The sequence below is a fragment of the Microvirga yunnanensis genome (assembly GCF_025460875.1).
Genome location: NZ_JAMXFI010000072.1, coordinates 1 through 26,939, shown reverse-complemented (window position 1 = coordinate 26,939; position 26,939 = coordinate 1). Strand labels below are relative to the sequence as shown.

Annotated in this window: 26 protein-coding genes; 12 read left to right on the top strand and 14 right to left on the bottom strand. The window is 64.8% G+C overall.

What is annotated here, in order from left to right:
- Window positions 1–5 precede the first annotated feature (5 nt).
- A complete protein-coding gene (locus tag NF876_RS27955; RefSeq protein WP_262271626.1) occupies window positions 6–1,739 on the bottom strand; it encodes an IlvD/Edd family dehydratase in 1,734 nt (577 codons plus the stop codon).
- Between the two features lie 164 nt (window positions 1,740–1,903).
- Here NF876_RS27955 and ytfQ point away from each other — a divergent pair, with 164 nt between their 5' ends.
- From ytfQ to mmsB, 8 genes are all read left to right on the top strand, one after another.
- Window positions 1,904–2,866, top strand: a complete 963-nt coding sequence (gene ytfQ / locus NF876_RS27950; protein ID WP_262271625.1) for a galactofuranose ABC transporter, galactofuranose-binding protein YtfQ — start codon at window positions 1,904–1,906, stop codon at window positions 2,864–2,866.
- A gap of 68 nt (window positions 2,867–2,934) precedes the next feature.
- Complete coding sequence (gene ytfR, locus NF876_RS27945) at window positions 2,935–4,443, top strand: galactofuranose ABC transporter, ATP-binding protein YtfR (RefSeq protein ID WP_262271638.1); 1,509 nt, start codon at window positions 2,935–2,937, stop codon at window positions 4,441–4,443.
- Window positions 4,444–5,448: a galactofuranose ABC transporter, ATP-binding protein YtfT gene (gene ytfT, locus NF876_RS27940; RefSeq protein WP_262271624.1), complete on the top strand. Its 1,005-nt coding sequence runs from the start codon at window positions 4,444–4,446 to the stop codon at window positions 5,446–5,448.
- Window positions 5,445–6,404, top strand: coding sequence for a galactofuranose ABC transporter, permease protein YjfF (yjfF, locus tag NF876_RS27935; protein ID WP_373371274.1), 960 nt, complete (start codon window positions 5,445–5,447; stop codon window positions 6,402–6,404). The genes ytfT and yjfF overlap by 4 nt, the downstream gene beginning before the upstream one ends.
- 18 nt (window positions 6,405–6,422) lie before the next feature.
- Window positions 6,423–7,193 (top strand): FadR/GntR family transcriptional regulator, encoded by a 771-nt coding sequence (locus NF876_RS27930; protein WP_262271623.1) that lies wholly within the window; start codon window positions 6,423–6,425, stop codon window positions 7,191–7,193.
- Window positions 7,194–7,504: 311 nt separating this feature from the next.
- Window positions 7,505–8,548, top strand: coding sequence for a multiple monosaccharide ABC transporter substrate-binding protein (gene chvE, locus NF876_RS27925; protein WP_373696731.1), 1,044 nt, complete (start codon window positions 7,505–7,507; stop codon window positions 8,546–8,548).
- Window positions 8,549–8,630: 82 nt separating this feature from the next.
- Window positions 8,631–10,160: a multiple monosaccharide ABC transporter ATP-binding protein gene (gene mmsA, locus NF876_RS27920; protein ID WP_262271621.1), complete on the top strand. Its 1,530-nt coding sequence runs from the start codon at window positions 8,631–8,633 to the stop codon at window positions 10,158–10,160.
- 55 nt (window positions 10,161–10,215) lie between these two features.
- Window positions 10,216–11,361 carry a multiple monosaccharide ABC transporter permease gene (gene mmsB, locus NF876_RS27915; protein ID WP_373696730.1) on the top strand — a complete coding sequence of 382 codons (1,146 nt, stop codon included), beginning with the start codon at window positions 10,216–10,218 and terminating at the stop codon, window positions 11,359–11,361.
- Window positions 11,362–11,618: 257 nt separating this feature from the next.
- Here mmsB and NF876_RS27910 read toward each other — a convergent pair whose 3' ends face one another.
- Window positions 11,619–11,927, bottom strand: coding sequence for a hypothetical protein (locus NF876_RS27910; RefSeq protein WP_262271619.1), 309 nt, complete (start codon window positions 11,925–11,927; stop codon window positions 11,619–11,621).
- Window positions 11,928–12,103: 176 nt separating this feature from the next.
- Window positions 12,104–12,277 (bottom strand): hypothetical protein, encoded by a 174-nt coding sequence (locus NF876_RS27905; protein WP_262271618.1) that lies wholly within the window; start codon window positions 12,275–12,277, stop codon window positions 12,104–12,106.
- 252 nt (window positions 12,278–12,529) lie between these two features.
- On the opposite strand from NF876_RS27905, the gene NF876_RS27900 reads away from it, so the two are divergent.
- Window positions 12,530–12,733 carry a hypothetical protein gene (locus NF876_RS27900; protein WP_262271617.1) on the top strand — a complete coding sequence of 68 codons (204 nt, stop codon included), beginning with the start codon at window positions 12,530–12,532 and terminating at the stop codon, window positions 12,731–12,733.
- 68 nt (window positions 12,734–12,801) lie between these two features.
- On the opposite strand, the gene NF876_RS27895 is transcribed toward NF876_RS27900, so the two are convergent.
- The 4 genes from NF876_RS27895 to NF876_RS27880 form a co-directional block, all read right to left on the bottom strand.
- Window positions 12,802–13,509, bottom strand: a complete 708-nt coding sequence (locus NF876_RS27895) for an outer membrane protein (RefSeq protein ID WP_262271616.1) — start codon at window positions 13,507–13,509, stop codon at window positions 12,802–12,804.
- Between the two features lie 295 nt (window positions 13,510–13,804).
- The gene (locus NF876_RS27890) at window positions 13,805–14,236 is read right to left on the bottom strand and encodes an NUDIX hydrolase (protein WP_262271615.1); all 432 of its coding nucleotides are present in this window, start codon (window positions 14,234–14,236) and stop codon (window positions 13,805–13,807) included.
- 63 nt (window positions 14,237–14,299) lie between these two features.
- A complete protein-coding gene (locus tag NF876_RS27885; protein WP_262271614.1) occupies window positions 14,300–14,794 on the bottom strand; it encodes a phasin family protein in 495 nt (164 codons plus the stop codon).
- Between the two features lie 36 nt (window positions 14,795–14,830).
- Complete coding sequence (locus NF876_RS27880; protein ID WP_315974387.1) at window positions 14,831–15,211, bottom strand: phasin; 381 nt, start codon at window positions 15,209–15,211, stop codon at window positions 14,831–14,833.
- A 204-nt stretch (window positions 15,212–15,415) separates the two neighbouring features.
- On the opposite strand from NF876_RS27880, the gene NF876_RS27875 reads away from it, so the two are divergent.
- The 3 genes from NF876_RS27875 (at window position 15,416) to NF876_RS27865 (ending at window position 21,424) form a co-directional block, all read left to right on the top strand.
- The gene (locus tag NF876_RS27875) at window positions 15,416–18,097 is read left to right on the top strand and encodes an ATP-binding protein (RefSeq protein ID WP_262271613.1); all 2,682 of its coding nucleotides are present in this window, start codon (window positions 15,416–15,418) and stop codon (window positions 18,095–18,097) included.
- Entirely contained in the window at window positions 18,097–18,582 is a 486-nt protein-coding gene (locus NF876_RS27870; RefSeq protein WP_262271612.1) for a GNAT family N-acetyltransferase, read from the top strand. The genes NF876_RS27875 and NF876_RS27870 overlap by 1 nt, the downstream gene beginning before the upstream one ends.
- A 112-nt stretch (window positions 18,583–18,694) precedes the next feature.
- Complete coding sequence (locus tag NF876_RS27865) at window positions 18,695–21,424, top strand: bifunctional acetate--CoA ligase family protein/GNAT family N-acetyltransferase (protein ID WP_262271611.1); 2,730 nt, start codon at window positions 18,695–18,697, stop codon at window positions 21,422–21,424.
- A 152-nt stretch (window positions 21,425–21,576) separates the two neighbouring features.
- On the opposite strand, the gene bfr is transcribed toward NF876_RS27865, so the two are convergent.
- From bfr to NF876_RS27830, 7 genes are all read right to left on the bottom strand, one after another.
- The gene (gene bfr, locus NF876_RS27860) at window positions 21,577–22,065 is read right to left on the bottom strand and encodes a bacterioferritin (RefSeq protein WP_262271610.1); all 489 of its coding nucleotides are present in this window, start codon (window positions 22,063–22,065) and stop codon (window positions 21,577–21,579) included.
- A gap of 192 nt (window positions 22,066–22,257) precedes the next feature.
- Window positions 22,258–22,515, bottom strand: coding sequence for a (2Fe-2S)-binding protein (locus NF876_RS27855; protein WP_173946458.1), 258 nt, complete (start codon window positions 22,513–22,515; stop codon window positions 22,258–22,260).
- Between the two features lie 119 nt (window positions 22,516–22,634).
- The gene (locus tag NF876_RS27850) at window positions 22,635–23,204 is read right to left on the bottom strand and encodes a putative glycolipid-binding domain-containing protein (protein ID WP_262271609.1); all 570 of its coding nucleotides are present in this window, start codon (window positions 23,202–23,204) and stop codon (window positions 22,635–22,637) included.
- Window positions 23,205–23,567: 363 nt separating this feature from the next.
- A complete protein-coding gene (locus tag NF876_RS27845) occupies window positions 23,568–24,239 on the bottom strand; it encodes a LutC/YkgG family protein (RefSeq protein ID WP_262271608.1) in 672 nt (223 codons plus the stop codon).
- Entirely contained in the window at window positions 24,236–25,669 is a 1,434-nt protein-coding gene (locus NF876_RS27840; RefSeq protein ID WP_262271607.1) for a LutB/LldF family L-lactate oxidation iron-sulfur protein, read from the bottom strand. Before NF876_RS27840 ends, NF876_RS27845 begins: the two co-directional genes overlap by 4 nt.
- A gap of 9 nt (window positions 25,670–25,678) precedes the next feature.
- Window positions 25,679–26,476 carry a (Fe-S)-binding protein gene (locus NF876_RS27835; protein ID WP_262271606.1) on the bottom strand — a complete coding sequence of 266 codons (798 nt, stop codon included), beginning with the start codon at window positions 26,474–26,476 and terminating at the stop codon, window positions 25,679–25,681.
- On the bottom strand, window positions 26,473–26,862 hold the full coding sequence (locus tag NF876_RS27830; protein ID WP_262271605.1) for a c-type cytochrome: 390 nt from the start codon (window positions 26,860–26,862) through the stop codon (window positions 26,473–26,475). Before NF876_RS27830 ends, NF876_RS27835 begins: the two co-directional genes overlap by 4 nt.
- Between the last annotated feature and the right edge of the window lie 77 nt (window positions 26,863–26,939).

Below are 26,939 nucleotides of genomic sequence, written 5' to 3'. Positions count from 1 at the left end.
CGTGTTCAATGGTTGTCGCGGGGAACAGGTGATCCTGTCCGTCCGACGAGAAAGTCCAGATCGACACCTTTGTCGGCCTGCAGAACGTGGTCGATGTAGAGCTTGGCCCAGCCGCGATCCGCATGCGGGGCCGGAGGAACCCAGGCGGCGCGCCGACGCTCCAGCTCCTCGGCCTCGACGTGAAGATGCAGGCTGCGGGCCGCGACATCCAGCGTGATCAGATCGCCGTTCTGCACGAGAGCCAGCGGACCGCCGGCGGCCGCCTCCGGCGCCACGTGCAGCACCACCGTGCCGTAGGCAGTGCCCGACATGCGCGCGTCCGAGACCCGGATCATGTCTCGGACGCCCTTCTTGAGCAGCTTCTGCGGCAGCGGCATGTTGCCGACCTCGGCCATGCCCGGGTAGCCTTTCGGTCCGCAGTTCTTGAGCACCATGATGCAGGTCTCGTCGATATCGAGATCCTCGTCGTCGATGCGGTGGTGCAGATCCTCGATGGTCTCGAACACGACCGCGCGGCCCGTGTGCTGCATCAGCTCGGGCGAGGCGGCCGACGGCTTGATGACGGCGCCGTTCGGCGCAAGGTTGCCCTTCAGGATGGCGATCCCGGCCTCCGGCTTGAAGGGTTCCTCGAAGGTGGTGATGACTTCACGGTTCCAGCACGGGGCGTCCTTCACGTTCTCCCAGAGCGACTTGCCGTTGACGGTGAGCGCATCCTTGTGCAGAAGGCCGCGCTCGCCCAGGGTGCGCAGCACCACGGGCAGGCCGCCTGCATAGTAGAAGTCCTCCATGAGGAAGCGGCCGGACGGCATGAGATCGACAAGGCAGTGGATCTCGCGGCCGAGCCTGTCGAAATCGTCCAGGGAGAGGTCGATCCCGACCCGTCCCGCGATAGCGAGCAGGTGAACGACCGCGTTGGTCGAGCCGCCGATGGCCGCGAGGGTGCGGATGGCGTTCTCGAAGGCCTGCCGGGTCATCACCTTCGACAGCACGAGATCCTCGTTCACCATCTCGACGATGCGCCGTCCTGCCATGCGGGCGAGATGGTTGCGCCGGGCGTCGGCGGCCGGAATCGCGGCGTTCTCCGGCAGGCCTACGCCGAGGGCCTCGACCATGGAGGCCATGGTGGAGCCCGTGCCCATGGTCATGCAATGACCGGCCGAGCGGTTCATTCCGCCTTCCGCCTCGTGGAATTCCTGCAGGGTCACCTCGCCGGCGCGCAGCTGCTCGCTCATGGAGATGATGTTGGTGCCCGAGCCGATGTACTTGCCGCGATAGACGCCACGCAGCTGGGGGCCGCCCGACACGCCGATGGTGGGCAGATCCGCTGATGCGGCGCCCATCAGCAGGGCAGGGGTGGTCTTGTCGCAGCCCATCAGGAGAACCACGCCATCGAGAGGATGGGCGCGAATCGCCTCCTCCACGTCCATGGCGGCCAGATTGCGGAACAGCATGGCGGTCGGCCGCATAGTCACCTCGCCGAGCGAGGAGACGGGGAATTCGAGCGGGAAACCGCCGGCATCCAGCACGCCGTACTTCACATGCTCGGCGATGGTGCGGAAATGCGCGTTGCAGGGGGTGAGCTCGGACCAGGTGTTGCAGATCCCGATGACGGGCCGGCCTTCGAACTGGTCCTGCGGGAAGCCGCTGTTCTTCAGGAAGGAGCGGTAATAAAATCCCATCTTGTCCTGGCGGCCGAACCAGGCTTGGCTGCGCAGAGAGCGATTCTTGTCTTCGGTCATGGTCCCGGTGCCTTCGCAACTGTGTAGCGCCCCGCCGCTCGGGGCTCAAAAGAACGCGACTTTGGTTGAATAGGCGCTCAATTTGATTCATATAATAGTACTAATGGTCAGCTGATAAGGCTGCTAAAGTCGAAGAGCAACGACAAATTTTAGGGAGAAAACTCATGAAGGCCCGTCACCTTCTGACGACGATCGGCATGGCTGCGCTGATCCTGTCCTCAGGCGCCGCCTATGCCCAGAATAAAATGACCGTCGGATTCTCGCAGGTTGGATCAGAGTCCGGCTGGCGGGCCGCGGAGACGAAGGTCTCGAAGATCGAGGCCGACAAGCGCGGCGTCGACCTGAAGATCTCCGACGCGCAGCAGAAGCAGGAGAATCAGATCCGCGCCGTGCGCTCCTTCATCGCGCAGGGCGTGGACGCCATCTTCATCGCTCCCGTCGTGTCGACGGGTTGGGATGCGGTCCTCAAGGAAGCCAAGGACGCCAAGATCCCGGTCGTTCTGCTCGATCGTTCGATCGACACGAAGGACGAGTCCCTCTACCTGACCGCCGTGACCTCCGACACCGTGTATGAGGGCAAGGTGGCCGGCGAGTGGCTGGCGAAGGAAACCGGCGGCAAGTGCAACGTGGTCGAGCTTCAGGGCACGGTCGGCTCGAGCCCGGCGATCAACCGCAAGAAGGGCTTCGATCAGGTCGTCGCCGCCAATCCCGGCATGAAGATCATCCGCACCCAGTCCGGCGACTTCACCCGCACCAAGGGCAAGGAAGTGATGGAAAGCTTCATCAAGGCGGAGGGCGGCGGCAAGAACATCTGCGCCGTCTACGCACACAACGACGACATGGCGATCGGCGCGATCCAGGCGATCAAGGAAGCCGGCCTGAAGCCCGGCCGGGACATCAAGATCGTCTCCATCGACGGCGTTCCGGATATCTTCAAGGCGATGTCCGACGGCGAGGCCAATGTCACGGTCGAATTGACGCCGAACATGGCCGGCCCTGCGCTCGACGCGCTCATGGCCTTCAAGAAGGACGGTACCGCGCCCAAGAAGTGGATCCAGACCGAGTCCAAGGTCTTCACGCCTGAGACGGCGAAGGCCGAATACGACAAGCGCAAGGACCTCTACTAGGATCCTCAAGTGATCGGCAGCAGGCGGGCTTTCGCCTGCTGCTTCGCCCGCGGGCCGGTGAGGACGGGATTCCACCATTGACAGAACAGCCTCAGCTTCTCGAGATCCGAGGTCTCACGAAGGGCTTCCCGGGCGTTCAGGCGCTCGACCATGTGGATTTTACGCTGCAGGCCGGGGAGATCCACGGCCTTCTGGGGGAAAACGGCGCCGGCAAGTCGACCCTGATCAAGGTGCTGACCGGCGTCTTCAAGCGCGATGCCGGCACCATCCGGCTCGACGGGCAGGAGATCGAGGCGCGCGATCCCGCGGACGCGCTCTCTCTCGGCATCGGAACCGTCTACCAGGAGGTCAACCTTCTTCCGAACCTGTCGGTCGCGGAAAACCTCTTCATCGGCCGCCAGCCTCACCGATTCGGCTTGGTGCGCACGGGCGAGATGCGCCGTCGCTCCGAAGAGCTTCTGGCAGGCTATGGCCTCGACATCGATGTCGCCAACCCATTGGCCGCCTATTCGGTGGCAGTCCAGCAGATCGTCGCAATCGCCCGTGCGGTCGATCTCTCGGCCAAGGTGCTGATCCTCGACGAGCCGACGGCGAGCCTCGATATGCACGAGGTCGAAACCCTTTTCAAGATTTTGCGGGACCTCAGGAGCCGCGGCATCGGGATCGTGTTCGTCACGCACTTCCTCGACCAGGTCTATGCCGTCTGCGACCGGATCACGGTGCTGCGGAACGGTCGTCTCGTGGGGTCTCGTCCCATCGCCGAACTGCCGCGCATCGAGCTGGTCTCGATGATGCTCGGCCGGGAGCTGGCCGCCGAGGCACTCCACCGCAACCAGCGCAGGGAGGTGACGGGAGAGCCGCTCGTGGCGTTCAAGGATTACGGCAAACGCCGTCTCATGGAACCCTTCGATCTGGCGGTTCGCCCCGGCGAGGTGGTGGGACTTGCGGGCCTGCTCGGCTCCGGACGGACGGAAACGGCCAAGCTGGTTTTCGGCATCGAGCGCGCCGACAGCGGTCAGGCTTTCGTCGGCGGTAAGCCTGTGCGCATCGCCACGCCGCGGGATGCCGCCCGCCTGCGCTTCGGCTTCACTCCCGAGGATCGAAAGACCGAGGGCATCGTGGCGGAACTGTCCGTTCGCGAGAACATCATCCTGGCGCTGCAGGCGCAACGCGGCTGGCTGCGTCTGATCCCGAGACGCCGGCAGGAGGAGATCGCCGACCGGTTCATCAAGCTCCTCGACATCCGGACCCCGGATGCGGAGAAGCCCATCGGGCTTCTCTCGGGCGGCAACCAGCAGAAGGCGCTGCTCGCCCGATGGCTCGCCACCGAGCCGCGCTTCCTCATTCTCGACGAGCCGACGCGCGGCATCGATGTCGGCGCCCATGCGGAGATCATCCGCCTGATCGAGCGCCTGTGCGAGGACGGACTCGCCCTTCTCGTCATCTCCTCGGAACTGGAGGAGATCGCCTCCTACAGCGACCGGGTCGTCGTCCTGCGCGATCGGCGGCACGTGCGCGAACTCACCGGATCCGACGTCAGCGCCAACACCATCATGACAACCATCGCGGGCCATTGAATGAGCGGCATGATTCAGGCCAGTGCTCCTCGCACGCTTCCCAAGGGGCTTCCGCAGGTCGCGGCGCTTCTCATCGTCTTTCTGGTCAACTGGCTCGTCTTCCGCGACTTCTTCGCCCTGCGCCTTCAGGACGGCCGGCTCTTCGGCAGCCTCGTCGACGTTCTGAACCGCGGCGCGCCGGTGGCCATTCTGGCTCTCGGCATGACCCTCGTCATCGCGACGCGGGGAATCGATCTCTCCGTCGGGGCCGTCATGGCCATCGCGGGTGCGACCGCCGCAACCTTGACCGCACAGGGCTATCCGCTGCCCGCTGCTCTCGCGGCCGCGGCCGGCATCGGCCTGGCCTGCGGCCTCTGGAACGGCTTCCTCGTCGCGGTGCTCGAAATTCAGCCCTTCGTCGCGACCCTGATCCTGATGGTGGCCGGGCGCGGTTTCGCGCAGCTGATCACCGAGGGACAGATCATCACCTTCGTGAGCGAGGGATTCGCGGCCATCGGCGGCGGGGCCTTCCTGATGCTGCCGATGCCCGTCGTGATCGCCATCGTGATGCTGATCATCACGCATGTCATGGTCCGCTACACGGCCCTCGGACTCTTCATCGAGTCGATCGGCGCCAATGTGCGCTCGAGCGCCTATGCGGGGATCGGCACCAAGGTCGTCACCATCGCGGTCTACATGTGGTGCAGCCTGTGCGCGGCCATCGCCGGGCTGATCGTGACGGCGGATATCCGCGGGGCGGATGCCAACAATGCCGGGCTCTGGCTCGAGCTCGACGCCATCCTGGCCGTGGTGATCGGCGGCACGTCCCTGTTCGGCGGGCGTTTCAGTCTCGGTCTCTCCGTCATCGGTGCCCTGATCATCCAGGCCATGAACACGGGCATCCTGCTGAGCGGCTATCCGCCGGAATACAACCTCATCGTGAAAGCCATCGTGGTGCTCGCCGTTCTTCTCGCCCAGTCGCCGGTCCTGTCCGCCGTCCGTTCCGTGTGGAAGGCCAGGACATGATCAGGCGTCATCTTCCCGTCCTCGTGACGCTCGCCGTGTTCATCGTCGGCTACCTGATCTGCCTCGCGCAGTTTCCGAGCTTCGCCTCGACCCGGGTCATCGGCAATCTCCTGACCGACAATGCCTTCCTGGGCATCGTGGCGGTCGGCATGACCTTCGTCATCCTGTCCGGCGGCATCGACCTTTCGGTCGGTTCGGTCATCGCCTTCACGGGCGTGTTCCTCGCCGTGACCATCGAGAAATATGGTCTCAATCCTTACCTGGCCTTCGTGCTCATCCTCGGGATCTCGGCCCTGTTCGGGGCCGCCATGGGGTTCCTGATCCATACATTCCAGATTCCGGCCTTCATCGTCACGCTCGCCGGCATGTTCCTGGCACGCGGCCTGTGCTTCGTCCTGACGACGGATTCGATCCCGATCAACGCGCCCGCGTATGGTCAGATCACGGATATCGCCTTCGGGCTCCCGGGCGGGGGAAGGCTCACCTTCATCGCCATGATCATGCTGGTCACATTCGGGGCCGGCATCGTTCTGGCGCATTACACGCGCTTCGGCGCCAATGTCTATGCGCTCGGCGGCAACAGGACGTCGGCCCAGCTGATGGGCGTGCCCGTGGGGAGGACGACCATCCGCATCTACATGCTGTCGAGTTTTCTCGCGGCCTTGGCCGGGATCGTGTTTTCCTTCTATACGTCTGCCGGCTACTCGCTGGCGGCGACGGGGGTCGAACTCGATACGATCGCGGCGGTCGTCATCGGCGGTACCCTGCTCACGGGGGGCTACGGGACGATCATCGGCACGCTCGTGGGCGTGCTGATCCAGGGATTGATCCAGACCTACATCACGTTCGAGGGGACCTTGAGTTCGTGGTGGACCAAGATCGCCATCGGGGCCCTGCTGTTCGCATTCATCGTGCTCCAGCGGGGGCTGTCGGCGGCATCGCTTCGAACACGGTAGAGCAAAAGGAGACGGGTGTTGCTGAACGATATCCAGAGGCCTTCGAGAGCGCGATCCGCCCATGATCTCGTTGCCCATGGGATCGGCCAGAACATCATGCAGGGGCGCTTCCCGATCGGCAGCACCCTGCCCGGGGATGCGGAGCTGATGGAGCTCTTCGGCGTCTCGCGGACGGCCCTCCGGGAGGCGATGAAGACCTTGGCGGCGAAAGGCTTGATCGAGTCGAAAACCAAGGTCGGGACGAAGGTTCTCGATCGCAACAACTGGAACATGTTCGATGCCGACATCATCGAATGGCATCTCGAGATGGGCGTCGATGCCCGCTTCCTCGGATGGCTCTTCGAGATCCGGCAGATGCTCGAGCCCCTGGCCTGCGCCACTGCCGCCGTGCGGCGCACGCCCGACCAGCTCAAGGAGATGCATCGGGCCCTCCAGGCCATGTACCAGTGCGAGAGCAGCCGGCAGGGCTTCACCAAGGCGGACCTCGCCTTCCATCAGGCCATTCTGGAAGCTTCGGGCAATCCCTTCCTGCAATCGATCGGATCGGTCATCGGCGCGGCGCTCGCGACCTCGTTCACGATCAGCTCCCCGGTATCCAGCGACGACCGCTTCCGCGAGGTGATGCGGCAGCATCAGGCCGTATACGATGGGATCGAACAATCCGATCCCGCGGCAGCCAGCGACGCCATGTCCGACCTGATCCTGCAGGCGGCGCAGCGGGTCCGGATCAAGCATGAGGAAAGCTCGCTGGCGAATGTCCAGATCCACGCCTTCTCCGGAGTGGACTGAGCCGTCCGGCTGGATCGCAGTTCTGGGGCGAACCGTGCCCTGCGAGGTCCTTGCTGCGTGGATTAGTATTATAGTATGATTTATAGCCGGGAGGGAGCGGACTAACACTCCGCCGGCAAAGTGGAGGGGAGGGCTGTTCCAAGGGGCGGCTCTGCCTTTATCATGGGACGAAAAGGGCCGCATGGATGCCTCGCGTGCGGGAGGCCGACCGGGAGCCCGGAACGAAGAATGCTGAATATGCACCGGGCGAAAGAATGTCGTTCCGGGCATGGACGAGAGGGAGAACGACCTTGAAGACATTCACCACCACATTGGCGGCCGTGGCTCTTGGAGCCTTCGGCCTGCTTGGCGCCGCCCAGGCGCAGGATAAGGGCACGGTCGGCGTGGCCATGCCGACGAAGTCGTCCGCGCGCTGGATCGACGACGGCAACAACATGGTCAAGGTGCTCAAAGAAAAGGGCTACAACGTCGACCTGCAATACGCCGAAGACGACATCCCGAACCAGCTCTCGCAGATCGAGAACATGATCACCAAAGGCGCCAAGGTGCTGGTGATCGCGGCCATCGACGGCACGACCCTGTCCGACGCGCTGCAGCAGGCCGCCGACAAGGGCATCAAGGTCATCGCCTATGACCGCCTGATCCGCAACTCGAAGAACGTGGACTACTACGCCACCTTCGACAACTTCCAGGTCGGCGTTCTCCAGGGCGGCTACATCGAGAAGGCGCTCGGCCTGAAGGAGGGCAAGGGCCCGTTCAACATCGAGCTGTTCGGCGGCTCGCCGGACGACAACAACGCCTACTTCTTCTACAACGGCGCCATGTCCGTTCTCGACCCCTACATCAAGAGCGGCAAGCTCAAGGTGGTCAGCGGTCAGACCGGCATGGACAAGGTATCGACCCTGCGCTGGGACGGCGCGGTCGCCCAGGCCCGCATGGACAACCTCCTGTCCGCCTTCTACACCGACAAGCGCGTCGATGCGGTACTCTCTCCCTATGACGGTCTGAGCATCGGCATCATCTCGTCGCTCAAGGGTGTGGGCTACGGCACGCCCAAGCAACCGATGCCGGTCATCACCGGCCAGGATGCCGAGGTCCCCTCGATCAAGTCGATCCTTGCCAAGGAGCAGACCTCGACGGTGTTCAAGGACACCCGCGAGCTTGCCAAGGTCACGGTCAACATGGTCGATGCCGTGCTCTCCGGAAAGCAGCCGGAGGTCAACGACACGAAGACCTACGAGAACGGCGTGAAGGTGGTTCCGTCCTACCTGCTGAAGCCGGTCAGCGTCGACGCCTCGAACTGGAAGGAAGTTCTGGTCGGCAGCGGCTACTACAAGGAAGACCAGTTCAAGTAATTGGTCCGACGAAGAACGGACCCTGCGCAGCCGCGCGGGGTCCTTGCTCGTTTCTGGAAGGCTGTTTGCCTGAGGTCATGCAATGAATGCGATCCTTGAGATGCGGGGGATCACCAAGACGTTCCCGGGCGTGAAGGCGCTCGACAACGTCAACATCGCGGTCAAGGCCGGCGAGATCCACGCTCTGGTCGGTGAGAACGGCGCCGGCAAGTCCACGCTGATGAAGGTCCTGAGCGGGGTCTATCCGCACGGCTCCTATTCCGGCGAGATCCATTACGAGGGCGAGGAGCGGCGCTTCTCGGGCATCGCCGACAGCGAGAAGCTCGGCATCATCATCATCCACCAGGAGCTTGCCCTGGTGCCCCTCCTGTCGATCGCGGAGAACATCTTCCTCGGCAACGAGCAGGCCAGGTACGGCGTCATCGACTGGTCGGCGGCGTTTGCGAGAACCAAGGAGCTGCTGAAGCTCGTCGGTCTCAACGAATCGCCCGATGAACTGATCACCAATCTGGGCGTGGGCAAGCAGCAGCTCGTCGAGATCGCCAAGGCTCTCTCGAAGAAGGTGAAGCTCCTCATCCTGGACGAGCCGACCGCCAGCCTGAACGAGAAGGACAGCGACGCGCTCCTAAATCTGCTGCTCCGGTTCAAGGAGCAGGGGATCTCGTCGATCCTGATCTCGCATAAGCTCAATGAGATTTCGAAGGTCGCCGATTCCATCACGGTTCTGCGCGACGGCGGCACGGTCGAGACGCTGGACTGCCGGGCGGAGCAGGTCAGCGAAGACCGCATCATCCGCGGGATGGTGGGCCGCACCATGGAGGATCGCTACCCGACCCGCGAGCCGAAGATCGGCGAGCCGATCTTCCAGGTCGAGAACTGGTCGGCCTATCATCCGCTCCACAGCCACGTGCAGGTGGTCAAGAACGTCAACCTGAACATCCGGCGCGGCGAGATCGTCGGCATCGCCGGGCTGATGGGGGCAGGGCGAACCGAGTTCGCCATGAGCCTGTTCGGCCGCAGCTATGGCCAGAACATCTCCGGCCGGGTGACCCTGCATGGCAAGGAGATCGACGTCAGCACCGTCGAGAAGGCCGTTTCCAACGGCATCGCCTATGCGACCGAGGATCGGAAGACCTATGGCCTGGTTCTGGCCGAGGACATCCGCAAGAACGTGACGCTCGCCAATCTCGAGGGCGTCTCGAAGAACCTCGTCATCGACGATATCCAGGAGCTGGCGGTCGCCAACGACTACCGGGGCAAGATGAGGATCCGCTGCTCCAATGTTTTCCAGGAGACGGTGAACCTCTCCGGCGGCAACCAGCAGAAGGTCGTCCTGAGCAAGTGGCTCTTCTCGGACCCGGAGATTCTGATCCTGGACGAGCCGACCCGCGGCATCGACGTCGGGGCGAAGTATGAAATCTATACGATCATCAACCGGCTGGCCGATGCCGGCAAGGGTGTTCTCATGATATCCTCGGAGATGCCGGAACTGCTCGGCATGTGCGACCGGATCTATGTCATGAACGAAGGCTCCCTGATTGCCGAGCTCGACGTTGCCGAGGCATCCCAGGAAAAGATCATGCACGCTATCGTTAAGTCGGGGAGACGCTGAGATGGACACGAGAACCGCTGACGAGCTTCACGTTCCCCAGCAGAAAACGTCGTGGATGGAGTTCGTCAAAGCCCATTTCCGCGACTACGGCATGCTGCTGTCGCTCCTGGTCATCATGCTGTTCTTCCAGGTGGTGACCGACGGCACGCTCCTGCGGCCGCTCAACCTGACCAACCTGGTGCTCCAGAACAGCTACATCGTCATCATGGCGCTGGGAATGCTCCTGGTCATCGTGGCCGGGCACATCGACCTCTCGGTCGGCTCCATCGTGGGCTTCGTCGGAGGCCTCGCCGCGATGATGATGGTGCGCTGGGGCTTCGATCCCGTGACGACCACCATCGCCTGCCTGATCGTGGGGGGCCTCATCGGTGCCGCTCAAGGCTATTGGGTCGCGTATTTCAAGGTCCCGTCCTTCATCGTCACGCTGGCCGGCATGCTGGTGTTCAAGGGACTGACCCTGGCGCTCCTCGGCGGCATGTCGGTCGGCCCATTCCCGGTGGTGTTCCAGCGCCTGAGCTCCGGCTTCATTCCGGACGTCTTCGGCGGGGAGGGCTTCAACTACACGGCGCTGTTCCTGGGCGCCGCCAGCGTGGCCGCGATCATCTATTTCAGCTTCCGCAGCCGGGCCAATCAGCTCAAGCATGCGGTCGAGACGGCGCCTTTTGGGCTGTTCCTGTTCAAGAACGGCCTCCTGGCCGTCCTGGTGGTTGCGTTCTGCTACCTGATGGCGACCTATCGGGGCCTGCCGAACGTGCTCGTCATCATGGCGGTGCTGATCGCCCTCTACGCCTTCGTGACCAACCGCACCACCATCGGCCGGCGCATCTATGCGCTCGGAGGCAACGAGAAGGCGGCCAAGCTGTCGGGCATCAAGACGGAGCGCCTGACCTTCCTGACCTTCGTCAACATGGGCGTGCTGGCGGGACTCGCCGGCCTGATCTTCGCAGCCCGCCTCAATACCGCGACCCCGAAGGCCGGCCTCGGCTTCGAGCTCGATGTGATTGCGGCCGTGTTCATCGGGGGCGCCTCGGCGACCGGCGGCGTCGGCAAGGTGACCGGTGCGGTGATCGGCGCCTTCGTCATGGGCGTGATGAACAACGGCATGTCCATCCTCGGCATCGGCATCGACTATCAGCAGGTCATCAAAGGCCTCGTGCTGCTCGCGGCCGTCTCCCTCGATGTCTACAACCGGAAGAAGTAAGCGCTTCCACTGGTGTGCCTCGGCAGAACGGCGAGTCTCGGCTCGCCGTTTCCAGTCGGGGTGAAGCTGAAAGCTTAGCGCATCGGACGGAAAAGTGGACCCGGTTTTCCGCCTCTTCCGATGCGCCGATCAAGAGAGGGAGCCTCGGATGAATCCCAAAAGTGGTGTCCACTTTTGGGTCCGAGGCTCTAGCGCATCGAGCGGACGAAAGCGGGCCGCATCAGCGAATACCGGGTCCGCTTTTCACGTCCGAGGCTCTAGCGGGCCTCTGCCGTCATGCCGGCGGCTTCGGGGATGGGACTTTTGGTCAAGGTCATCCGGTCATTGCGCCGATCGCAGGACACGGTGACGAAGCCGTCCGAGGCATTGATGCGAACGGTCACGATATCGCTCGTGCTCACCAGCTTGACCGGCTCCTCGCCGACATCCTGCGCGGCCTCGTTGATGATCGAAAGGCACTCGCCGAAAGGCATGGTTGCAACGCGTGTATCGGCCGCCAGAGCGGCAGACCCGACCGCACAGGCACCGAGGGCACCGAGCGTGATTGCAAGCAAAGTGGAGCGCATTGACCGATTCTCCCAACACTCGGAGATCACCACGCCCGAGAGTTTCCCGCTGTGTCCTATCGCACAGGGAAGGAACGTGCCTCGCCATAGGCCGTTCCTCGGTATCAATGTCGCAGGGGAGGGTGGCCGCCGTCGATACGCATCGCATGGCCGGTGTTAGAGAAGGGTGAAGAACCTCAACCGCTCGACTCCTTCTGACGCGCGGACATGCGACGTCCCCTCTGCTCGGCGTTCTCGAGCGCTTCAGCCAGAAGGCGACGGCTCTGCAGCAGAGCTTCTGCGTCGCGTATCGCCGGGCTCAACGGGCCCAGGATCTTTTCGGCCTCCCTCTCATGACGGGTCTCGGGCATGACAATCTCCAGTAAGCTGTGCCGATCCAACCGCCTGACCGCTCCCAGGTTCCTGGACGCCGTATCGGCTGCGAAGCGGGCCATATTTCTGACGTAATAGCGTATAATTTGAACCCTATTGCACAGCTGCTTCGGGGACTATGTTCCTGGCGTAGAATCGACTAGTGCTTCATCCCTCCTATTGCGCGTTCCGACATGATTCATCCCAAGATTGTCAGGGATGGTCCCACGACGACTGGTGGACCAGACCCTTTGAAGGATGCTCTCGCTCTCCAGGCCCGGGTGAAGGGCCTGCAAGCCTTGCTCGAGTTGCAGCGTTGGCAGATCGAGGTGCTCAACAACAGGCTCTATTCCACCGAGCCGGGTGCCATCGCGGCGCGGCGACTGCTCGCCATCAAACGCAGCGAGACTGAAGGAGATCGGCTCAAGGTGCCGAAAGGCGTGAACGATCCTTGATGCGGCTATCATATGAAAAAGACCCGATGTCGCCATCGGGTCTTTTGCGTATCGGGGGCAGAGCCTGATCAGTTGAACTTGTAGTTCACGCCGGCGCGGAGCACGCCGAATTCGGCATCGCGGTTCACGCTGACGCGGCCGCCGAGATTGTAGTTGTCCTTCGTGTCGAGATCGACATAGAGGCCTTCGACCTTGGCGGTGAAATTATTGGTGATGGCATATTCCACGCCGCCGCCGATGGTCCAGCCCCAGTTGATCTCGTCGCCGCTGTGATGACCGAGGAGCGGATCATAGCCTCGGTTGCCGCCGATATCGCCATAAGCAAAGCCGCCCGTTCCATAGACGAGGGCTCGGTCGAAGGCGACGCCGGCGCGGGCGCGGATCGTGCCGAAGAAGCCGTCCGAGTCGCCGGGATAATAGGTGGTCCCGTAGGACGCGCCCTTGTTGCCGACGGCGGCATATTGCAGATCCGTTTCGGCGCCGGCCACGAACATGCCGAACTGATAGTTGTAGCCAGCCTGAGCGCCGCCGACGAAGCCGCCGCTCCGACGGCCCTTGATGGTGCCGAAGGCGGGATCGTAGAAGCGGCTGTCGCCCGCATTCCAGCCGTAGCCGGCATTGAGACCGGCGTAGAAGCCCGTCCAGGTGAAGACAGGAAGAGCATTGTAGGCGGGAGCAGGGGAATAGCGGCCCGGCAGGTCAGCCGCGTGCGCCGCCGAAGCCGCAACGGCAAGAGCCGCCGTGGCAGCGAGCAGTCCAAGAGCAGAGGTACGCATTACTGTTATCCGTGCTTAACAACCAAGATCAGATAGGCATTTATTGCCTGTCCCGCGTCTAATAAGGGATTGCGAGAGAATGTTGCAATATCGGCAGCCGTAGCCATTCGAAAGATGATTGACGATTGATGAATGTTTACTGTTCATCAACCACGCCAGCTGCGGTCGACTTGAGGTCTTCTGGCCGTTGTGCGCAGATCCCGGCGTGAAGTTCGGCCGCGAGGCCTCCAAGTATGAGACAAAACTTGGCCTCGCCTTGTCTCGAGGCGAGGCCTTTTTGCGTTCGACGGAGGTGTCAGGGATCACGACGGTTCGAGGCCTGCGCGCGGCGGGCGATCACGTCCACGTCCGCGCTCATCGGCAGGGCGGCCGGATCCAGATCCTCGACAGGAAACCACCGCGCCTCAAGAGCATCGTCGCCGGCGAGCGGCTCACCTGACACCCAACGGCATTGCACGGCGATCAGGATATAGTGCTGCCGAACCTGCCCGTCCGGATCCCGCACCAGGACATCGAGCGTGGTGACCACGTCCTGAGGTTCCGCATGAACGGCAGTCTCCTCCAGAAGCTCCCGCCTCGTCGCGTCCTTGACCGTTTCGCCGAATTCGACCTTGCCTCCCGGAAAGCCCCATAAGCCGGCATCCGGCGGGTTCGCGCGCCGCACGAGCAGGGTGTGGCCGTCCCGGATGACGACGGCGATGACGGCGGGGATCGGGGATAGGGACATGGAAAAAGGCCCGGCCATGAATGGCCGAGCCTTAATACACTGCAACGCCGATGTGGAGTGCGGTCAGCGATCCGAGCGGTGCAGCGCCGATTGCAACGGCTCGAGGCTCCTGGTGAACCAGAGCGCCGTGGTCTCGGCGATATCCTTCCACTGCGCGGAAGCCGCCTCCAAGACCTGACGGGTGGCTTGGCTCTGGGCTTTGAAGGCCTCGGGCAGAGGAGACGGCTTGATGGCCGAGCGCCACAGGTCGAGCGCAGCATGGCGCTGCGTGATCATGGCGTCGATGATCTTGTCGTTCACCTCGAGGGCGCCCTTGGCAGATGCCGCCGCCGCTTCGCTCATGGCTTGGCGGAGAGCATCACCCTGCTTCCTGGCGGATGAGAAGAAGGTTCCGGCCTCAGTGGGAGCTGCGGCGGTCGCAGGAAGCGGAACGGGCGTCGCATCGGTGACGGCCTCGACCGTTTCGGCGGTCGGGATGGCAGCCATCTCGACCAGATCGCCGGCTTTCTGCACGCTCTTGGCTGTACTCTTGGCTCTGGGCTTCTTCACTTCCGCCATCGTGACGTCCTCGCAAGATCTAAGGGAGCAGGGTGGTTACTTCTTGGATCCGGGCTGCTTCATGGCCGATTGAGCCAGGGAGCCGAACTCCTTCATCTGGGTCTGCATCGCCTCGAACTGGGTCCGGACGAACTCGGCCTGGATCTGCATGGCTTCCTGCATGTCCTTCGCGCGCACCATCCGCTGGGCGAGATCGAAGGCAGCCGAGAGGTTCTGCTCGGTATAGGCGAAGGTCTTGCGTGCAGCATCCTTGGCGCTGGCCTGAACGGTGTTGGCCGAGCCTTCGAACGTGTCGGCGGTCTTCTGAGCGGCGCTCATGAAGCCGTCGATGGCCTTGCGGGCCTGCTCGACGCTCTTCTCGGCGAAGTCGCGCATCTCCGGGGGAACTTCATAACCTTGGGTCGGGTTCGTGGCCATAGGATACTCCTGCTCGTTGAGGGATTTGTGCAGTGCAATATCACATTGTGCGCTGCAAAATCAACTCCCTTTTGCTTCGCCCCTATTAAGGTTACCTGAAAGTAAAAGGATTCAAGTGTCGGTGCTTTGCATGCCTGGCTGCCGACATTAGGCTAAAAGCTCTGCCAGAGGTGGATCGAAGGCAGTTCACAGCAAGGACCGTTGATGAAGGGCGGACCCAACCCATTCGAGGCGCTGATGGCGCGGCTTGCCGCAGAGCCGGACTTGCGCCTTCTGGCCAAGCCCGACGCGGGCGCGCTTGTCTGGGACCAGGCAGGGGAGAGGCTGCTCTGGGCGTCACCGGCGGCCAGGGGGGTGCAGGACGCACTCACCGATGCGACCGGGCAGGTGGTCCCGGGCTTCCGGGCTCATGACCGCATCAGGGCCCTGGCAGGCGGCCTCGCACCGCGGCAGGGTGCCCGTCAAGAGCGGCTTCGCCTTGATCCGAACCGCCCCTGGCTTCCGGTCGCGACCCTCTGTCGTCTGGAGGCGCTGGAGAGTGGCGAGACCGTCCTGGTGACCATTTTCGCCGGTGGCGTGCCAAAGACCTCGTCCCGCCCTCGCACGATCCAGACGATCGAGCCCACAGGCCCCGAGCCCGTCGTGCCCACGGACGTCGAGGCCGATTCCCGGCCCGACAGGCGTCCCGGTCCGGTTCGCTTCATCTGGCACATGGATGCGGATACGCGGTTCACCGACGTGTCGCCCGAGCTTGCCCGGGCCGTCGGGAGCATGGCCGGCTCCGTGGTGGGAAAAACCTGGGAGGAGGTGGCCCAGACGGTCGTCGAGGATCCCGATGGGGCCGTCGCGGCCCTTTTCTCCCGACGGGAAACCTGGAGCGGGCACACGGTTCTCTGGAGGATCGACAATTCGCGGCTGCAGGTGCCCGTCGACTGGGCCGGGATGCCGGTCTTCGGCGCGGGGCGGGAACTCGCCGGCTTCCGCGGATTCGGCCTCTTGCGCATGGAAGACGTTCGCGAGCGCGCGGCACAGGATGGGCCGTCGATTGTCCCGGCCGATCTGATTGCACAAAGCCTGGTCAATGACGAGACGCTGCCGTTCCGGCCCCCTGAGGAAATGCCGGATGAGGAACCTTCCGCCGCCCCCGAGCGGCCTGGAGAGGAAAGCTGGTTCTCGAACCTGCGCCATCGCGTGACCGAGGCCCTGTCCAGTCCCAAGCCGTCCGATCCGGAACCGCTCGAGCCAAGCCGTCCCGCCGAGAAGACAGCCCAGACATCGGGCCTTTCCACGGCGGAGCGCAACGCCTTTCGTGAAATCGCCCGCGCGCTCGGAGCGCGTCTGGAGCCCAATGCGCCGACCCGGGATGATGGGGCTCCGGAAGGGCCGGGGGAGGCGCCCGATCCCGGACTGTCCTCGCTGGAGCCGCCGATTGCTTCGGACAAGGGTGACCGGGTGCTCGACCGCTTGCCCATCGGTGTGCTGGTCCATCGCGGCGAGACCGTCTTGTTCGCCAATCGCTTCCTTCTCGACCTGACCGGCTACGGAGACGTCGAGCAGATCCGCTCGGACGGGGGGCTCGTTCACCTGTTTCGTGGCTCCCCCGCCCTCGAAGGTGCAGGTGACGGAGAATCCGCCCTCGCTCTCACCACGAGGGCCGGCGAGACGATGGCCGTCGCCGTGCGCTCCGCGTCTGCCGAGTGGGGAGGCGAAGCGGCTGATCTGATGGTCGTCCGGCCTGCGGCCGGCGGCGACGCTCCGGCGTCTGCCCAGGACAGCCGGGTCCACGAATTGGAGGCAATCCTCGATACGGCAACCGACGGCGTCATCGTGCTCAACGAGACGGGGCGCATCCTCTCCCTCAACCGCTCGGCCGAAGCGCTCTTCGGCTATGACGAGCAGGCCGTGGCGGGAGATGCGATCACCGTGCTCCTGGCCCCGGAGAGCCATATGGTCGCTCTCGACTACCTGGAGACGCTGCGCACCCCCGGTGTCCGGAGCCTGCTCAATGACGGGCGCGAGGTGCTCGGCCGGGAGCGTCAGGGCGGATCGATCCCGCTCTTCATGACCATGGGCCGTCTCGGGGACGGGCCGGATCGTCGCTTCTGCGCAGTCCTTCGCGATATCACGGTGTTCAAGCGCGCCGAGGGCGAGTTGATCGGCGCCAAGCATGCGGCCGAAGAGGCGAGCGCTCAGAAATCCGATCTCCTGGCCAAGATCAGCCATGAAATCCGCACGCCGCTGAACGCCATTCTGGGCTTTGCCGAGGTCATGCTCGAAGAGCGGTTCGGCACCATCGGCAACGAACGCTACAAGGAATATCTCAAAGACGTTCATGCCTCCGGGTCCCATGTGATCAGCCTCGTGAACGATCTTCTGGATCTCGCGAAGATCGAGGCTGGCCGTCTGGAACTGTCCTTCACGGGGGTGAGCCTGAACGAACTGGTCTCGTCCTGCGTGACCCTGCTCCAGCCGCAGGCCGCGCGCGACCGCATCGTCATGCGCATGAGCTTTGCACCCAAGCTGCCGCCGGTGGTGGCCGATGAGCGGTCCATGCGCCAGATCGTCCTCAATCTCGTCTCCAATGCCATCAAGTTCACCGATGCGGGCGGGCAGGTCATCGTCTCCACGGCGATCATGGACCAGGGCGAGGTGGCTTTCCGTGTGCGCGATACCGGGATCGGGATGACGCCCGAGGAGGTCGAGGCGGCGCTCGAGCCGTTCCGCCAGCTCGCCACCTCGCGCAAGCGCGGCGGCACGGGCCTCGGATTGCCGCTGACCAAGGCTCTCGTCGAAGCGAACCGGGGCGCGTTGCAGATTGCCAGCAAGCCGAGCGAGGGAACCCTGGTCGAGGTGATCTTCCCTCCGGCGCGCGTTCTGGCCGAGTAGTGCCTCGCTTCACCCTCCGCGCGGCCTGTCCGGCGGACATGCCGGCCGTCGCGGGTCTGAACCGTCGCGTCCGCAACGCGTGCCTGCCTTACCTGCCGGATCTTCACACGCCGGATGAGGATCTCGTCTTCTTCCAGGCGACGGTGTTTCCGACGTCCGAGGTCTGGCTGGCCGAGGCGGGCGCTCAGCTTCTCGGGTTTGCCGCTGCTCGGCTCGACTGGCTGGACCACCTCTATGTCGATCCGGCGTGGCACGGCAGGGGCGTCGGGTCGGCTCTCCTGTCCTGCGCCCGTGACCGGCGCTGCGAGCTGAACCTCTGGACGTTCCAGGCGAACGCGCAGGCTCGCCGCTTCTACGAGAGTCGAGGCTTCCGCCTCATTGCCGTGACGGACGGTTCGAGCAACGAGGAGCGTTGTCCGGACGCTCATTATCGCTGGGTGCGGCAGCTTTCCGGGCCGGATCGGCGTTCGGTCCTGTCCGGGTAAGGCTTCCCATCCTGGACGAATTGCGGTCGATCAACGCCACCGGCGCGTATTGCAGATATGAGCGGCTGCGATACCTACTGGGTTCGGATGCTCCACGAGACGAAGGATCGTCATGTCCACCTATCGCCTCGACCGGCTGTTTGCCCCCCGTTCCATTGCGGTCGTCGGCGCAAGCCCGCGTCCCGTTTCTCTCGGCCTGACCTTCCTGCGCAATCTCGTGGCGGGAGGCTTCGACGGAGAGCTTTTCTCCGTCAATCCGCATCACGTCGAGATCGAGGGCAGGCCCTGCTTTCCGTCCGTGGCCGAACTTCCCGAGGTCCCGGACCTCATCGTGGTCGCCGTGCCACCGGGCCGGGTGCTCGGCGTGATCGAGGAGGCCGGGCGAGCGGGCGTGAGCGCCGCCATCGTGGCGACGGCCGGGATGGGCTATGGCGCGGGATCCCTGGGCGATCAGGTCCAGCTTGCGGCCCGGGCCCATGGCCTGCGCATCGTGGGACCCAACTGCATCGGCGTGCTGGCGCCGCGGGCCAAGATGAACGCCAGCTTCGCCGCCCGCAGCGTCAGGCCCGGAGATCTGGCCCTCGTATCGCAATCCGGGGCGCTCGCCGCCGGACTGGTGGAATGGGCGGCCCAGCGGCAGGTGGGGTTCTCGGCCATCGTATCCCTGGGCGACAAGGTCGACGTGGATTTCAGCGATTGCCTGGACTTCTTCTCCGCCGACAGCGGCACCCGGGCGATCCTCCTCTACATCGAGTCCATCGACAACGCGCAGAAGTTCATGTCGGCGGCCCGGGCCGCGGCGCGCGTGAAGCCGGTGGTGGTCATCAAGGCCGGGCGCCATGCTCAAGGGGCGAGGGCGGCCGCGACCCACACCGGCGCCCTGGCCGGATCCGATGCGGTCTACGACGCCGCCTTCCGGCGCGCCGGCCTGTTGCGGGTGCTCGATCTCGACCAGCTCTTCGCCGCGGCCGAGACGTTGGGGCGCCAGAAGCCGTTTCCTGGAAGCCGATTGGCCGTATTGACCAATGGAGGCGGGATCGGGGTCCTGGCCGTGGATCGGCTGATCGATCTCGGCGGAACGCTTGCCGCCCTGTCGGAGAAGACCCGAGCTTCCCTCGACGCCATCCTGCCGCCGACCTGGTCGCACGCCAATCCCATCGACATCGTCGGCGATGCGGACCCGGCCCGTTACGCGGGCGCGCTCGAGGCGCTGCTCGCCGATTCCGAGAACGATGCCGTCCTGATCCTCAACGTGCCGACCGCCATTGCCGGTGCTGCCGACGTGGCCGCAGCCATCGTCGACGTGGTCAAGCGCGACCGTGCGCGGGGCTACCGGCAGAAGCCGGTCTTCGCCGCCTGGATCGGGGAGGATCCGGACTCGGCCCGCCTCTTCGAGGAGGCGCGGATCCCGAATTTCGCCACCGAGGCCGACGCGGTCCGCGGCTTCATGCAGCTCGTGCGCTACCGGGAGGCGCAGGAGGAGCTGATGGAGACGCCGGACAACCTCCCGCACGACTTCGATCCGGACACGGAGGCGGCACGCGCCGTCGTGGCCCATGTGCTGGCGCAGAGCCGGCGCTGGCTCGATCCGCTCGAGGTCAATGCTCTGCTGCGGGCCTACGACATTCCGACGGCGCCAGTCATCCTCGCGACCACGCCGGACGAAGCCGGAGAGGCGGCCCGGCCCATCATCGCCGAGGGCGGCACGGTGGCCGTCAAGGTCCTCTCGCCCGACATCGTGCACAAGTCCGACATCGGCGGCGTGAAGCTCGACCTGACGACCGAGGAGGCGGTGAAAAAGGCGGCGGCCGAGATCTTCGAACGCGCCGCCCGCCTGAAGCCGCAGGCTCATGTGACGGGCGTCACCGTCCAGCCCATGGTGCGGCGGGCCAAGGCCCGCGAACTCATCGTCGGTCTCGCGGACGATCCCTCCTTCGGCCCCGTCGTGCTGTTCGGGCGCGGCGGCACGGCCGTCGAGGTCATCAACGACAAGGCCCTGGCCCTGCCGCCCCTCGACCTGAAGCTCGCCCGCGACCTGATCGCCCGCACCCGGGTGTCACGGCGCCTGAAGGCCTATCGGGACGTCCCGGCCGCCGACGAGAGGGCGATCGCCCTCACGCTGGTGAAGCTGGCGCAGATGGCCGCCGACATCCCGGAGATCCGCGAGCTCGACATCAACCCGCTGCTCGCCGACCAGACCGGCGTGATCGCGGTCGATGCCCGCGTGGCGGTCGCGCCCGAGACCCGCAAGGGGAGCGGCCATCCGCGCTTCGCCGTCAGGCCGTACCCGAGGGAATGGGAGCGCCACATCCGGCTGCGCAACGGCCGAATGGCGTTCGTGCGGCCCGTCCGGCCGGAGGACGAGGCGGAGTTTCGCCGCTTCTTCGAGAAGATCACGCCCGAGGACCTTCGCCTTCGCTTCTTCGCGCCGGTCAGGGACTTCAGTCATACCTTCCTGGCCCGACTGACGCAGCTCGACTATGCGAGGGCGATCGCCTTCGTGGCCTTCGACGAGGGAACGGGCGAGATGATGGGCGCGGTCCGTCTCCATGCGGACGCCAACCATGAGACGGGCGAATACGGCATCCTGCTCCGCTCGGACCTCAAGGGCCTCGGTCTCGGCTGGGAGCTGATGCGCCTGATGATCGAATGGGCCAAGGTGGACGGCCTGCACGAGATCGAAGGGCAGGTCCTGCGCGAGAATTCCACCATGCTCGACATGTGCCGCAGCCTCGGCTTCTCGGTCCGGGTCGATCCGGACGATCCGGAATTGCGCCTCGTCACCCTGCCGATCGCGTCGATCCACGAACCGGAAAAGCTCGCGCAGCAGCCGCCGGCGTGAGGGAGAAGGGCACACCGCTCCTCCGTCGCGTCATGGCCGGGCCTGTCCCGGCCATCCCGATCGGACAGACGCCGCGTTCCAAACACCCGGCGTCACCGGCACGGGGCCGGTGACGTCATGGAAAGCGGCATTCGCTTGTCGCTGAAGCGGAATCAGTCGTGGTCGTCCTGGAGCCCGCCGATATGCTTCTGGGCGTAGAGCTCGATGCCGACCTGCTCGACCAGGTTGAGCTGGGTCTCGAGGAAGTCGATATGGCCTTCCTCGTCGGCCATCAGCTCCTCGAAGAGGTTCTTGGACACCCGGTCGCCGATGCTGTCGCAATAGGCGGCCGCCTCGCCGTACAGGTTGCGGGCGTCGTATTCCGCCGCGAGGTCGGATTCGAGGATTTCCTGGATGTTCTGGCCGATGCGCAGGGGATCGAGCACCTGCAGGTTGGCGAAGCCCTCGAGGAAGATGATGCGCTCGATGAAGCGGTCGGCGTGGTGCATCTCCTCGATGGATTCCTTGCGCCAGGTCTTCGCAAGTTCCTTGTATCCCCAATCGTCCAGGAGCCGGTAATGCAGCCAGTACTGGTTGACCGCCGTCAGCTCGGAGCGCAGGCCGCGATTGAGATACTCGATTACCTTGGGATCACCCTTCATCCTACCCTCTCGTTCACTGGCGCATCGTGCCAAAAAAGTGGATCCGGTCTTCGCACGAACGATGCACCCATCCAGAAAAAGCATCGGATGGGTCCCAACAGTGCCATGCACTTTCGGGTCCGATGCTCAAGGCGCCGGATGCGCCGGAGCATTCCTTAGAGGATTTGTGAACTAGGGTGAAAGTCCTTTTGTTCAAAGGGTGGGTTCGGCGGCGGCTTTTTCCAGGGCAGTCGGGCAGCAGCCGCGGTTGCAGGCCGCGATGGGTTCGACGCCCGCATCGATCAGCGCCTGGTCCATGATCGCGCGGATCGTCCGCGCGCAGCGCCCGCAATTGGGGCTGCAGCCGAGACAGCGATAGACCTGCGCCGGGGTGCGGGGACATTCCGGTCCCGGCTTGAGGCACGCTTTGACATCACCGTCGGAGAGAATGTTGCAGGAACAGACGATCATTTGTTGTTCTAGTTTAGAATGACTAAAAACTACATGTGATATCAAAGACTTAATGGAAAAATCGGCGAGACGCCAGCACTCTTTCCTGTGCCCAGTTGTCACGGCCGAGCTCGGGCGCGTCAGCCCAGGCGCCTGAACAGCCCGGGATAGTCCAGGACGAAGCCGTCCTCGTCCACGGGCAGATCCGCGGTGAAGCCGCTCTCCAGGCTCTCGAACCGGTAGAGGGAACCTGCTTCGAGCGCCGTATAGCGCTGGTCGGCCGGAGAGACGGCCAGATCGGGCGTGCCGATGTAGCAGAGGCGGATGTCCATGCTCTCGCCGGTGTCCAGGTCGAGGCGCCGGATCGGCAGGGTGTTGGTCAGCGGCGTCGCCTGGATGTCGATATCGATGCAGCCCTGCAGGTCCGGCCGGTCCCTGCCGTTCTCGCGCCAGTGCCCGCGGCCGTCGCCCTCGAGGTGCAGCACATGCCCCGAGGTGGTCCGCACGTGAACCTCCTTGGTGTGCCACAGGGCGTCGAGCCTGACCCGGTAGGAGAGGCCGAATTCGTCCTCGCCGTCCTGACCGATGACGACGCCCGCGATGGCGAGGCCCCCATCGGCCGGCCGCACGTCCACATGCTCCAGTCCGGTCTCGCAGCCGTTCCAGGCCGACCAGCGGAGGGCGCGGAAGATCAGGGTCGGGATGGACATGCGGGGCTCCGGGGCGCAGCTCTTGTGCCGGTGGATTATGGCTCAGCCGGACGGCTTGTCGAATCGAGGGCCGCTCGCGGGCCGAAGCAAGGATCGGGGAATGTCAGGCCAACCTCTCCGTCCAACCTCTCCGTCATGGCCGGGCTTGTCCCGGCCATCCCGATGCGGTGGGGGCGGGTGATCATACCCTCCCCACGACATGGCCGGCCTTGTGCCGGCCATCCCGATCCGGTGAGGCGCGGCGTTCTTCGGATCGGGATCACCGGCACAAGGCCGGTGATGACGTGGAGGGTGGGACAAGCCCGATGATGACGGGGAGAAGCGGCTTGTGCCTGAAACGAGGGTGAGGTTCGGGCAGCGCCCTCAGTCCCGCACCACCACCACATGCAGCCGCCGCGGGCCGTGGGCGCCGAGGAGCAGGGTCTGCTCGATGTCGCCGGAACGGGACGGGCCGGTGATCCAGTTCACCGTGCGCGGCATGGTGCCCTTGCCGTAGGCGAAACGGACCCGGTTCCACACGGATTCGTAGTCGCCCGCGATGTCCTTGGCCGACACCACGACGATGTGGTTGTCGGGCAGGAAGTTGAGCGTGGAGGGGTTCTCGGGGCCCGACACCATGGCGAGGGTGCCGGATTCCGCCACGCCCCCGAAGGCGTGGCTCACCGCGTTGAGGTCGCGGCCCTCGCTCGGCCCCTGGGCGATCTCGAGGGCGGTCTCGGACCAGGGCATGGCCTGCAGGCGCGGATCCTCGCCCATGCGCAGGGTCGCCGGCAGGTTGTGGTTGCGCAGGAAGAGCGCGATGGATTGCGGCACCTCCGCCGGGGAGGCGACCTCCGTCACGGTGGCGAGCGCCGTCTCGACCATGGTCTTGAAAAGCGCGATGCGGTCCTCGCCGGACACCTGCCCGCGCTTGGGGATGACGCCCTTGGGCGCGCGCTCCAGGCGGTCGGCCACGATCTGCCGGCGGATGGTCTCGCTGCCCTTGACGCCGAGGGATCGGCGGATGTTGGCGAAGATGTCGTCGCGGGCGCTCATGCGCGGGCTCCCTGGCGCTCGCGCTTCCAGCGCGCTTGGAAGGTCTCGCCCTGCGGGGCCGGGAAGTCCCGATACTTGGTCCAGCCCTTAGCCATGGGCAGCCATGCGAAGCGGCCACGCTGGCGGCCGGCCAGGGCCAGGACCCCCATGGCGGCCCGGGTGGCGAACCGGTACAGGGCGGGGCGCCTGGCGAAGAAGCCCCAGAGCTGGAGGCCGGACCGGACGGTGGCGGGGGTCAGGTGCCGCTCGAATTCCCGCTCGCGCCAGTGGCGCATGAGCTTGGGGAGCGGGATGCGGACCGGGCACACGCTCTCGCAGCGCCCGCAGAACGTGGACGCATTGGGCAGATGGCCGGCCTTGTCGACGCCGATCAGCGAGGGCGTGAGCACCGCCCCCATGGGGCCGGGATAGACCCAGCCATAGGCGTGCCCGCCGACCGCGTGATAGACCGGGCAATGGTTCATGCAGGCGCCGCAGCGGATGCAGCGCAGCATCTCCTCGAAGCTGGTGCCGAGCATGGAGGAGCGCCCGTTGTCGAGGATGACGACGTGGTAATTCTCGGGCCCGTCCGCGTCGGCGCTGCGGCGGGGGCCGGTGGAGAAGGTGGTGTAGACCGACATCTCCTGGCCGGTGGCCGAGCGGGCGAGCACCCGCAGGAGCTGGCTCGCGTCCTCGAGGGTCGGGACGAGCTTCTCGATGGACGCGAGCACGATATGGGTCTTCGGCAGGATCTGGGTCAGATCGCCGTTGCCCTCGTTGGTCACGATGATCGAGGTGCCGGTCTCCGCCACCAGGAAGTTCGCGCCCGTGATGCCGACATCCGCGGCCAGGAACCGTTCGCGCAGGACGGCCCGGGCCTCGGTGAGAAGCTGCACCGGCTCGGAGAGGTCGCGCTTGGCGTCGAGATGGGTGTGGACGCGCCGGAAATCCTCCTCCACCTGGGTGGCGTTGAGGTGAACGGCCGGCGCGATGATGTGGCTCGGCAGCTCGCCGCGCAGCTGGATGATGTATTCGCCGAGATCGGTCTCGACCGGCCGGATCCCGTTCGCCTCCAGGTGATGGTTGATCCCGATCTCCTCCGAGATCATGGACTTGCCCTTCGTGACCGTCTTCGCGCCTGCGTCCCGGCAGATGCCGAGGATGATGTCGCGGGCCTCGTCGGCGTTGCGGGCGAAATGCACGTGCCCGCCCGACGATCTCACCTTCTCCTCGTAGGCTTCGAGGTAGAGGTCGAGATGCTCGAGCGTGTGGTTCTTGATGTCGCGCGCCGCATCCCGCAGCGCCTCGAATTCCGGCAGCTTGGCGGCCGCCATCTGGCGCTTGTCGATGAAGCCCTGCTTCACGTTGCCGAGCGCCTTCTGGAGCTGATCGTCGTTCAGCGCCCGCGCGGCATTCTGCTTGAACTGGGGAGAGGTGGAATGAACGGTCATGATCGACTTTTACTTGACGGCGGGGGCTTTGGCGACACCGATCGGCGGCTCGTCGGTCATGCCGGCCAGGACCTCCGCCACATGGCGCACCTGGATCGGGCGGCCGTCGCGGGTGAGTTTGCCCGCCATGTTCATGAGGCAGCCGAGGTCGCCGGCGAGCAGGGTGGGGGCATGGGCCTCCTCGACGTTGCGGGCCTTGGCGTCGACGATGGCGCCCGAGATGTCGCTGTATTTGACCGCGAACGTGCCGCCGAAGCCGCAGCAGACGTCGCTGTCCTTCATCTCGACGAGGCTCAGTCCCTCCACGCTCCCGAGAAGCCGGCGCGGCTGGGTCTGCACGCCGAGTTCCCTGAGGCCCGAGCAGGAATCGTGATAGGTGACGGGGCCGTCGAAGGACGCATCGACCCTGGTGACGCCGAGCACGTCGACCAGGAAGCTCGTCAGCTCGTAGGTCCTGGCCGCGAGCGCATCGGCCTTGGCGCGCCAGTTCGGGTCTTCCTCGAAGAGTTCCGGGTAGTGGACCCTGATCGTCCCGGCGCAGGAGCCCGAGGGCGCGACCACGTAGTCGTAGCCGTGGAAGGCGTCGATCACCTGCATGGCGAGGTCGCGCGTGGTGCCGCGGTCGCCCGAATTGTAGGCCGGCTGCCCGCAGCAGGTCTGGACGGGAACGTCGACGATGCAGCCGGCGTCCTCCAGAAGCTTGACGGCGGCAAAGCCCACGGAGGGGCGCATCAGATCGACCAGGCAGGTGACGAAGAGGCCGACCCGGGGATTGGCCGGGCGGCCCTGCAACGGCAGAACGCTCATTGTGTGACCTTCTTGCCCGTGGCGTCGAACTGCTTGAGATAGGCCACGAGGTCGTTGACCCTCTGCTCGTCCTTCACCCCGGCATAGATCATCTTGGTGCCCGGGATCTTGGCCTTCGGGTCCTTGATGTACTCGCGGAACGTGGCCTCGTCCCAGGTGATGCCGGAATTCTTGTTGGCCGCCGAGTAGTTGTAGCCCTCCACCGAGCCCGAGTGGCGGCCGAAGAGGCCGTTCAGCACCGGGCCCACGGCGTTTTTCGCATTCTCGCCCACCTGGTGGCAGGCGCGGCACTGGGCGAAGACCTTCTCGCCGGCAGCCGCGTCCTGGGCCTGGGCTGACCCGAGCCCGGCGAGAAGCAGGGCGGCGGAAAGAACGAAGGAACGCATCAAAAACTCCTTTGCTGGACCCCTGTCCCATCCTAGAGCATCGGACCCGAAAGTGGACACCACTTTTGGGATCCATC

Bases quoted from the DNA above. Each gene is read 5' to 3' on its own strand.
- NF876_RS27835 (WP_262271606.1), bottom strand. From the start codon at position 26,476: ATGAGCGTTCTGCCGTTGCAGGGCCGCCCGGCCAATCCCCGGGTCGGC.
- NF876_RS27865 (WP_262271611.1), top strand. From the start codon at position 18,695: ATGTCCACCTATCGCCTCGACCGGCTGTTTGCCCCCCGTTCCATTGCG.
- NF876_RS27850 (WP_262271609.1), bottom strand. From the start codon at position 23,204: ATGTCCATCCCGACCCTGATCTTCCGCGCCCTCCGCTGGTCGGCCTGG.
- NF876_RS27855 (WP_173946458.1), bottom strand. From the start codon at position 22,515: ATGATCGTCTGTTCCTGCAACATTCTCTCCGACGGTGATGTCAAAGCG.
- yjfF (WP_373371274.1), top strand. From the start codon at position 5,445: ATGATCAGGCGTCATCTTCCCGTCCTCGTGACGCTCGCCGTGTTCATC.
- NF876_RS27895 (WP_262271616.1), bottom strand. From the start codon at position 13,509: ATGCGTACCTCTGCTCTTGGACTGCTCGCTGCCACGGCGGCTCTTGCC.
- NF876_RS27955 (WP_262271626.1), bottom strand. From the start codon at position 1,739: ATGACCGAAGACAAGAATCGCTCTCTGCGCAGCCAAGCCTGGTTCGGC.
- mmsA (WP_262271621.1), top strand. From the start codon at position 8,631: ATGAATGCGATCCTTGAGATGCGGGGGATCACCAAGACGTTCCCGGGC.
- ytfQ (WP_262271625.1), top strand. From the start codon at position 1,904: ATGAAGGCCCGTCACCTTCTGACGACGATCGGCATGGCTGCGCTGATC.
- NF876_RS27875 (WP_262271613.1), top strand. From the start codon at position 15,416: ATGAAGGGCGGACCCAACCCATTCGAGGCGCTGATGGCGCGGCTTGCC.
- mmsB (WP_373696730.1), top strand. From the start codon at position 10,216: ATGGAGTTCGTCAAAGCCCATTTCCGCGACTACGGCATGCTGCTGTCG.
- bfr (WP_262271610.1), bottom strand. From the start codon at position 22,065: ATGAAGGGTGATCCCAAGGTAATCGAGTATCTCAATCGCGGCCTGCGC.
- NF876_RS27890 (WP_262271615.1), bottom strand. From the start codon at position 14,236: ATGTCCCTATCCCCGATCCCCGCCGTCATCGCCGTCGTCATCCGGGAC.
- NF876_RS27885 (WP_262271614.1), bottom strand. From the start codon at position 14,794: ATGGCGGAAGTGAAGAAGCCCAGAGCCAAGAGTACAGCCAAGAGCGTG.
- NF876_RS27910 (WP_262271619.1), bottom strand. From the start codon at position 11,927: ATGCGCTCCACTTTGCTTGCAATCACGCTCGGTGCCCTCGGTGCCTGT.
- NF876_RS27880 (WP_315974387.1), bottom strand. From the start codon at position 15,211: ATGGCCACGAACCCGACCCAAGGTTATGAAGTTCCCCCGGAGATGCGC.
- NF876_RS27830 (WP_262271605.1), bottom strand. From the start codon at position 26,862: ATGCGTTCCTTCGTTCTTTCCGCCGCCCTGCTTCTCGCCGGGCTCGGG.
- NF876_RS27905 (WP_262271618.1), bottom strand. From the start codon at position 12,277: ATGCCCGAGACCCGTCATGAGAGGGAGGCCGAAAAGATCCTGGGCCCG.
- NF876_RS27845 (WP_262271608.1), bottom strand. From the start codon at position 24,239: ATGAGCGCCCGCGACGACATCTTCGCCAACATCCGCCGATCCCTCGGC.
- NF876_RS27840 (WP_262271607.1), bottom strand. From the start codon at position 25,669: ATGACCGTTCATTCCACCTCTCCCCAGTTCAAGCAGAATGCCGCGCGG.
- ytfT (WP_262271624.1), top strand. From the start codon at position 4,444: ATGAGCGGCATGATTCAGGCCAGTGCTCCTCGCACGCTTCCCAAGGGG.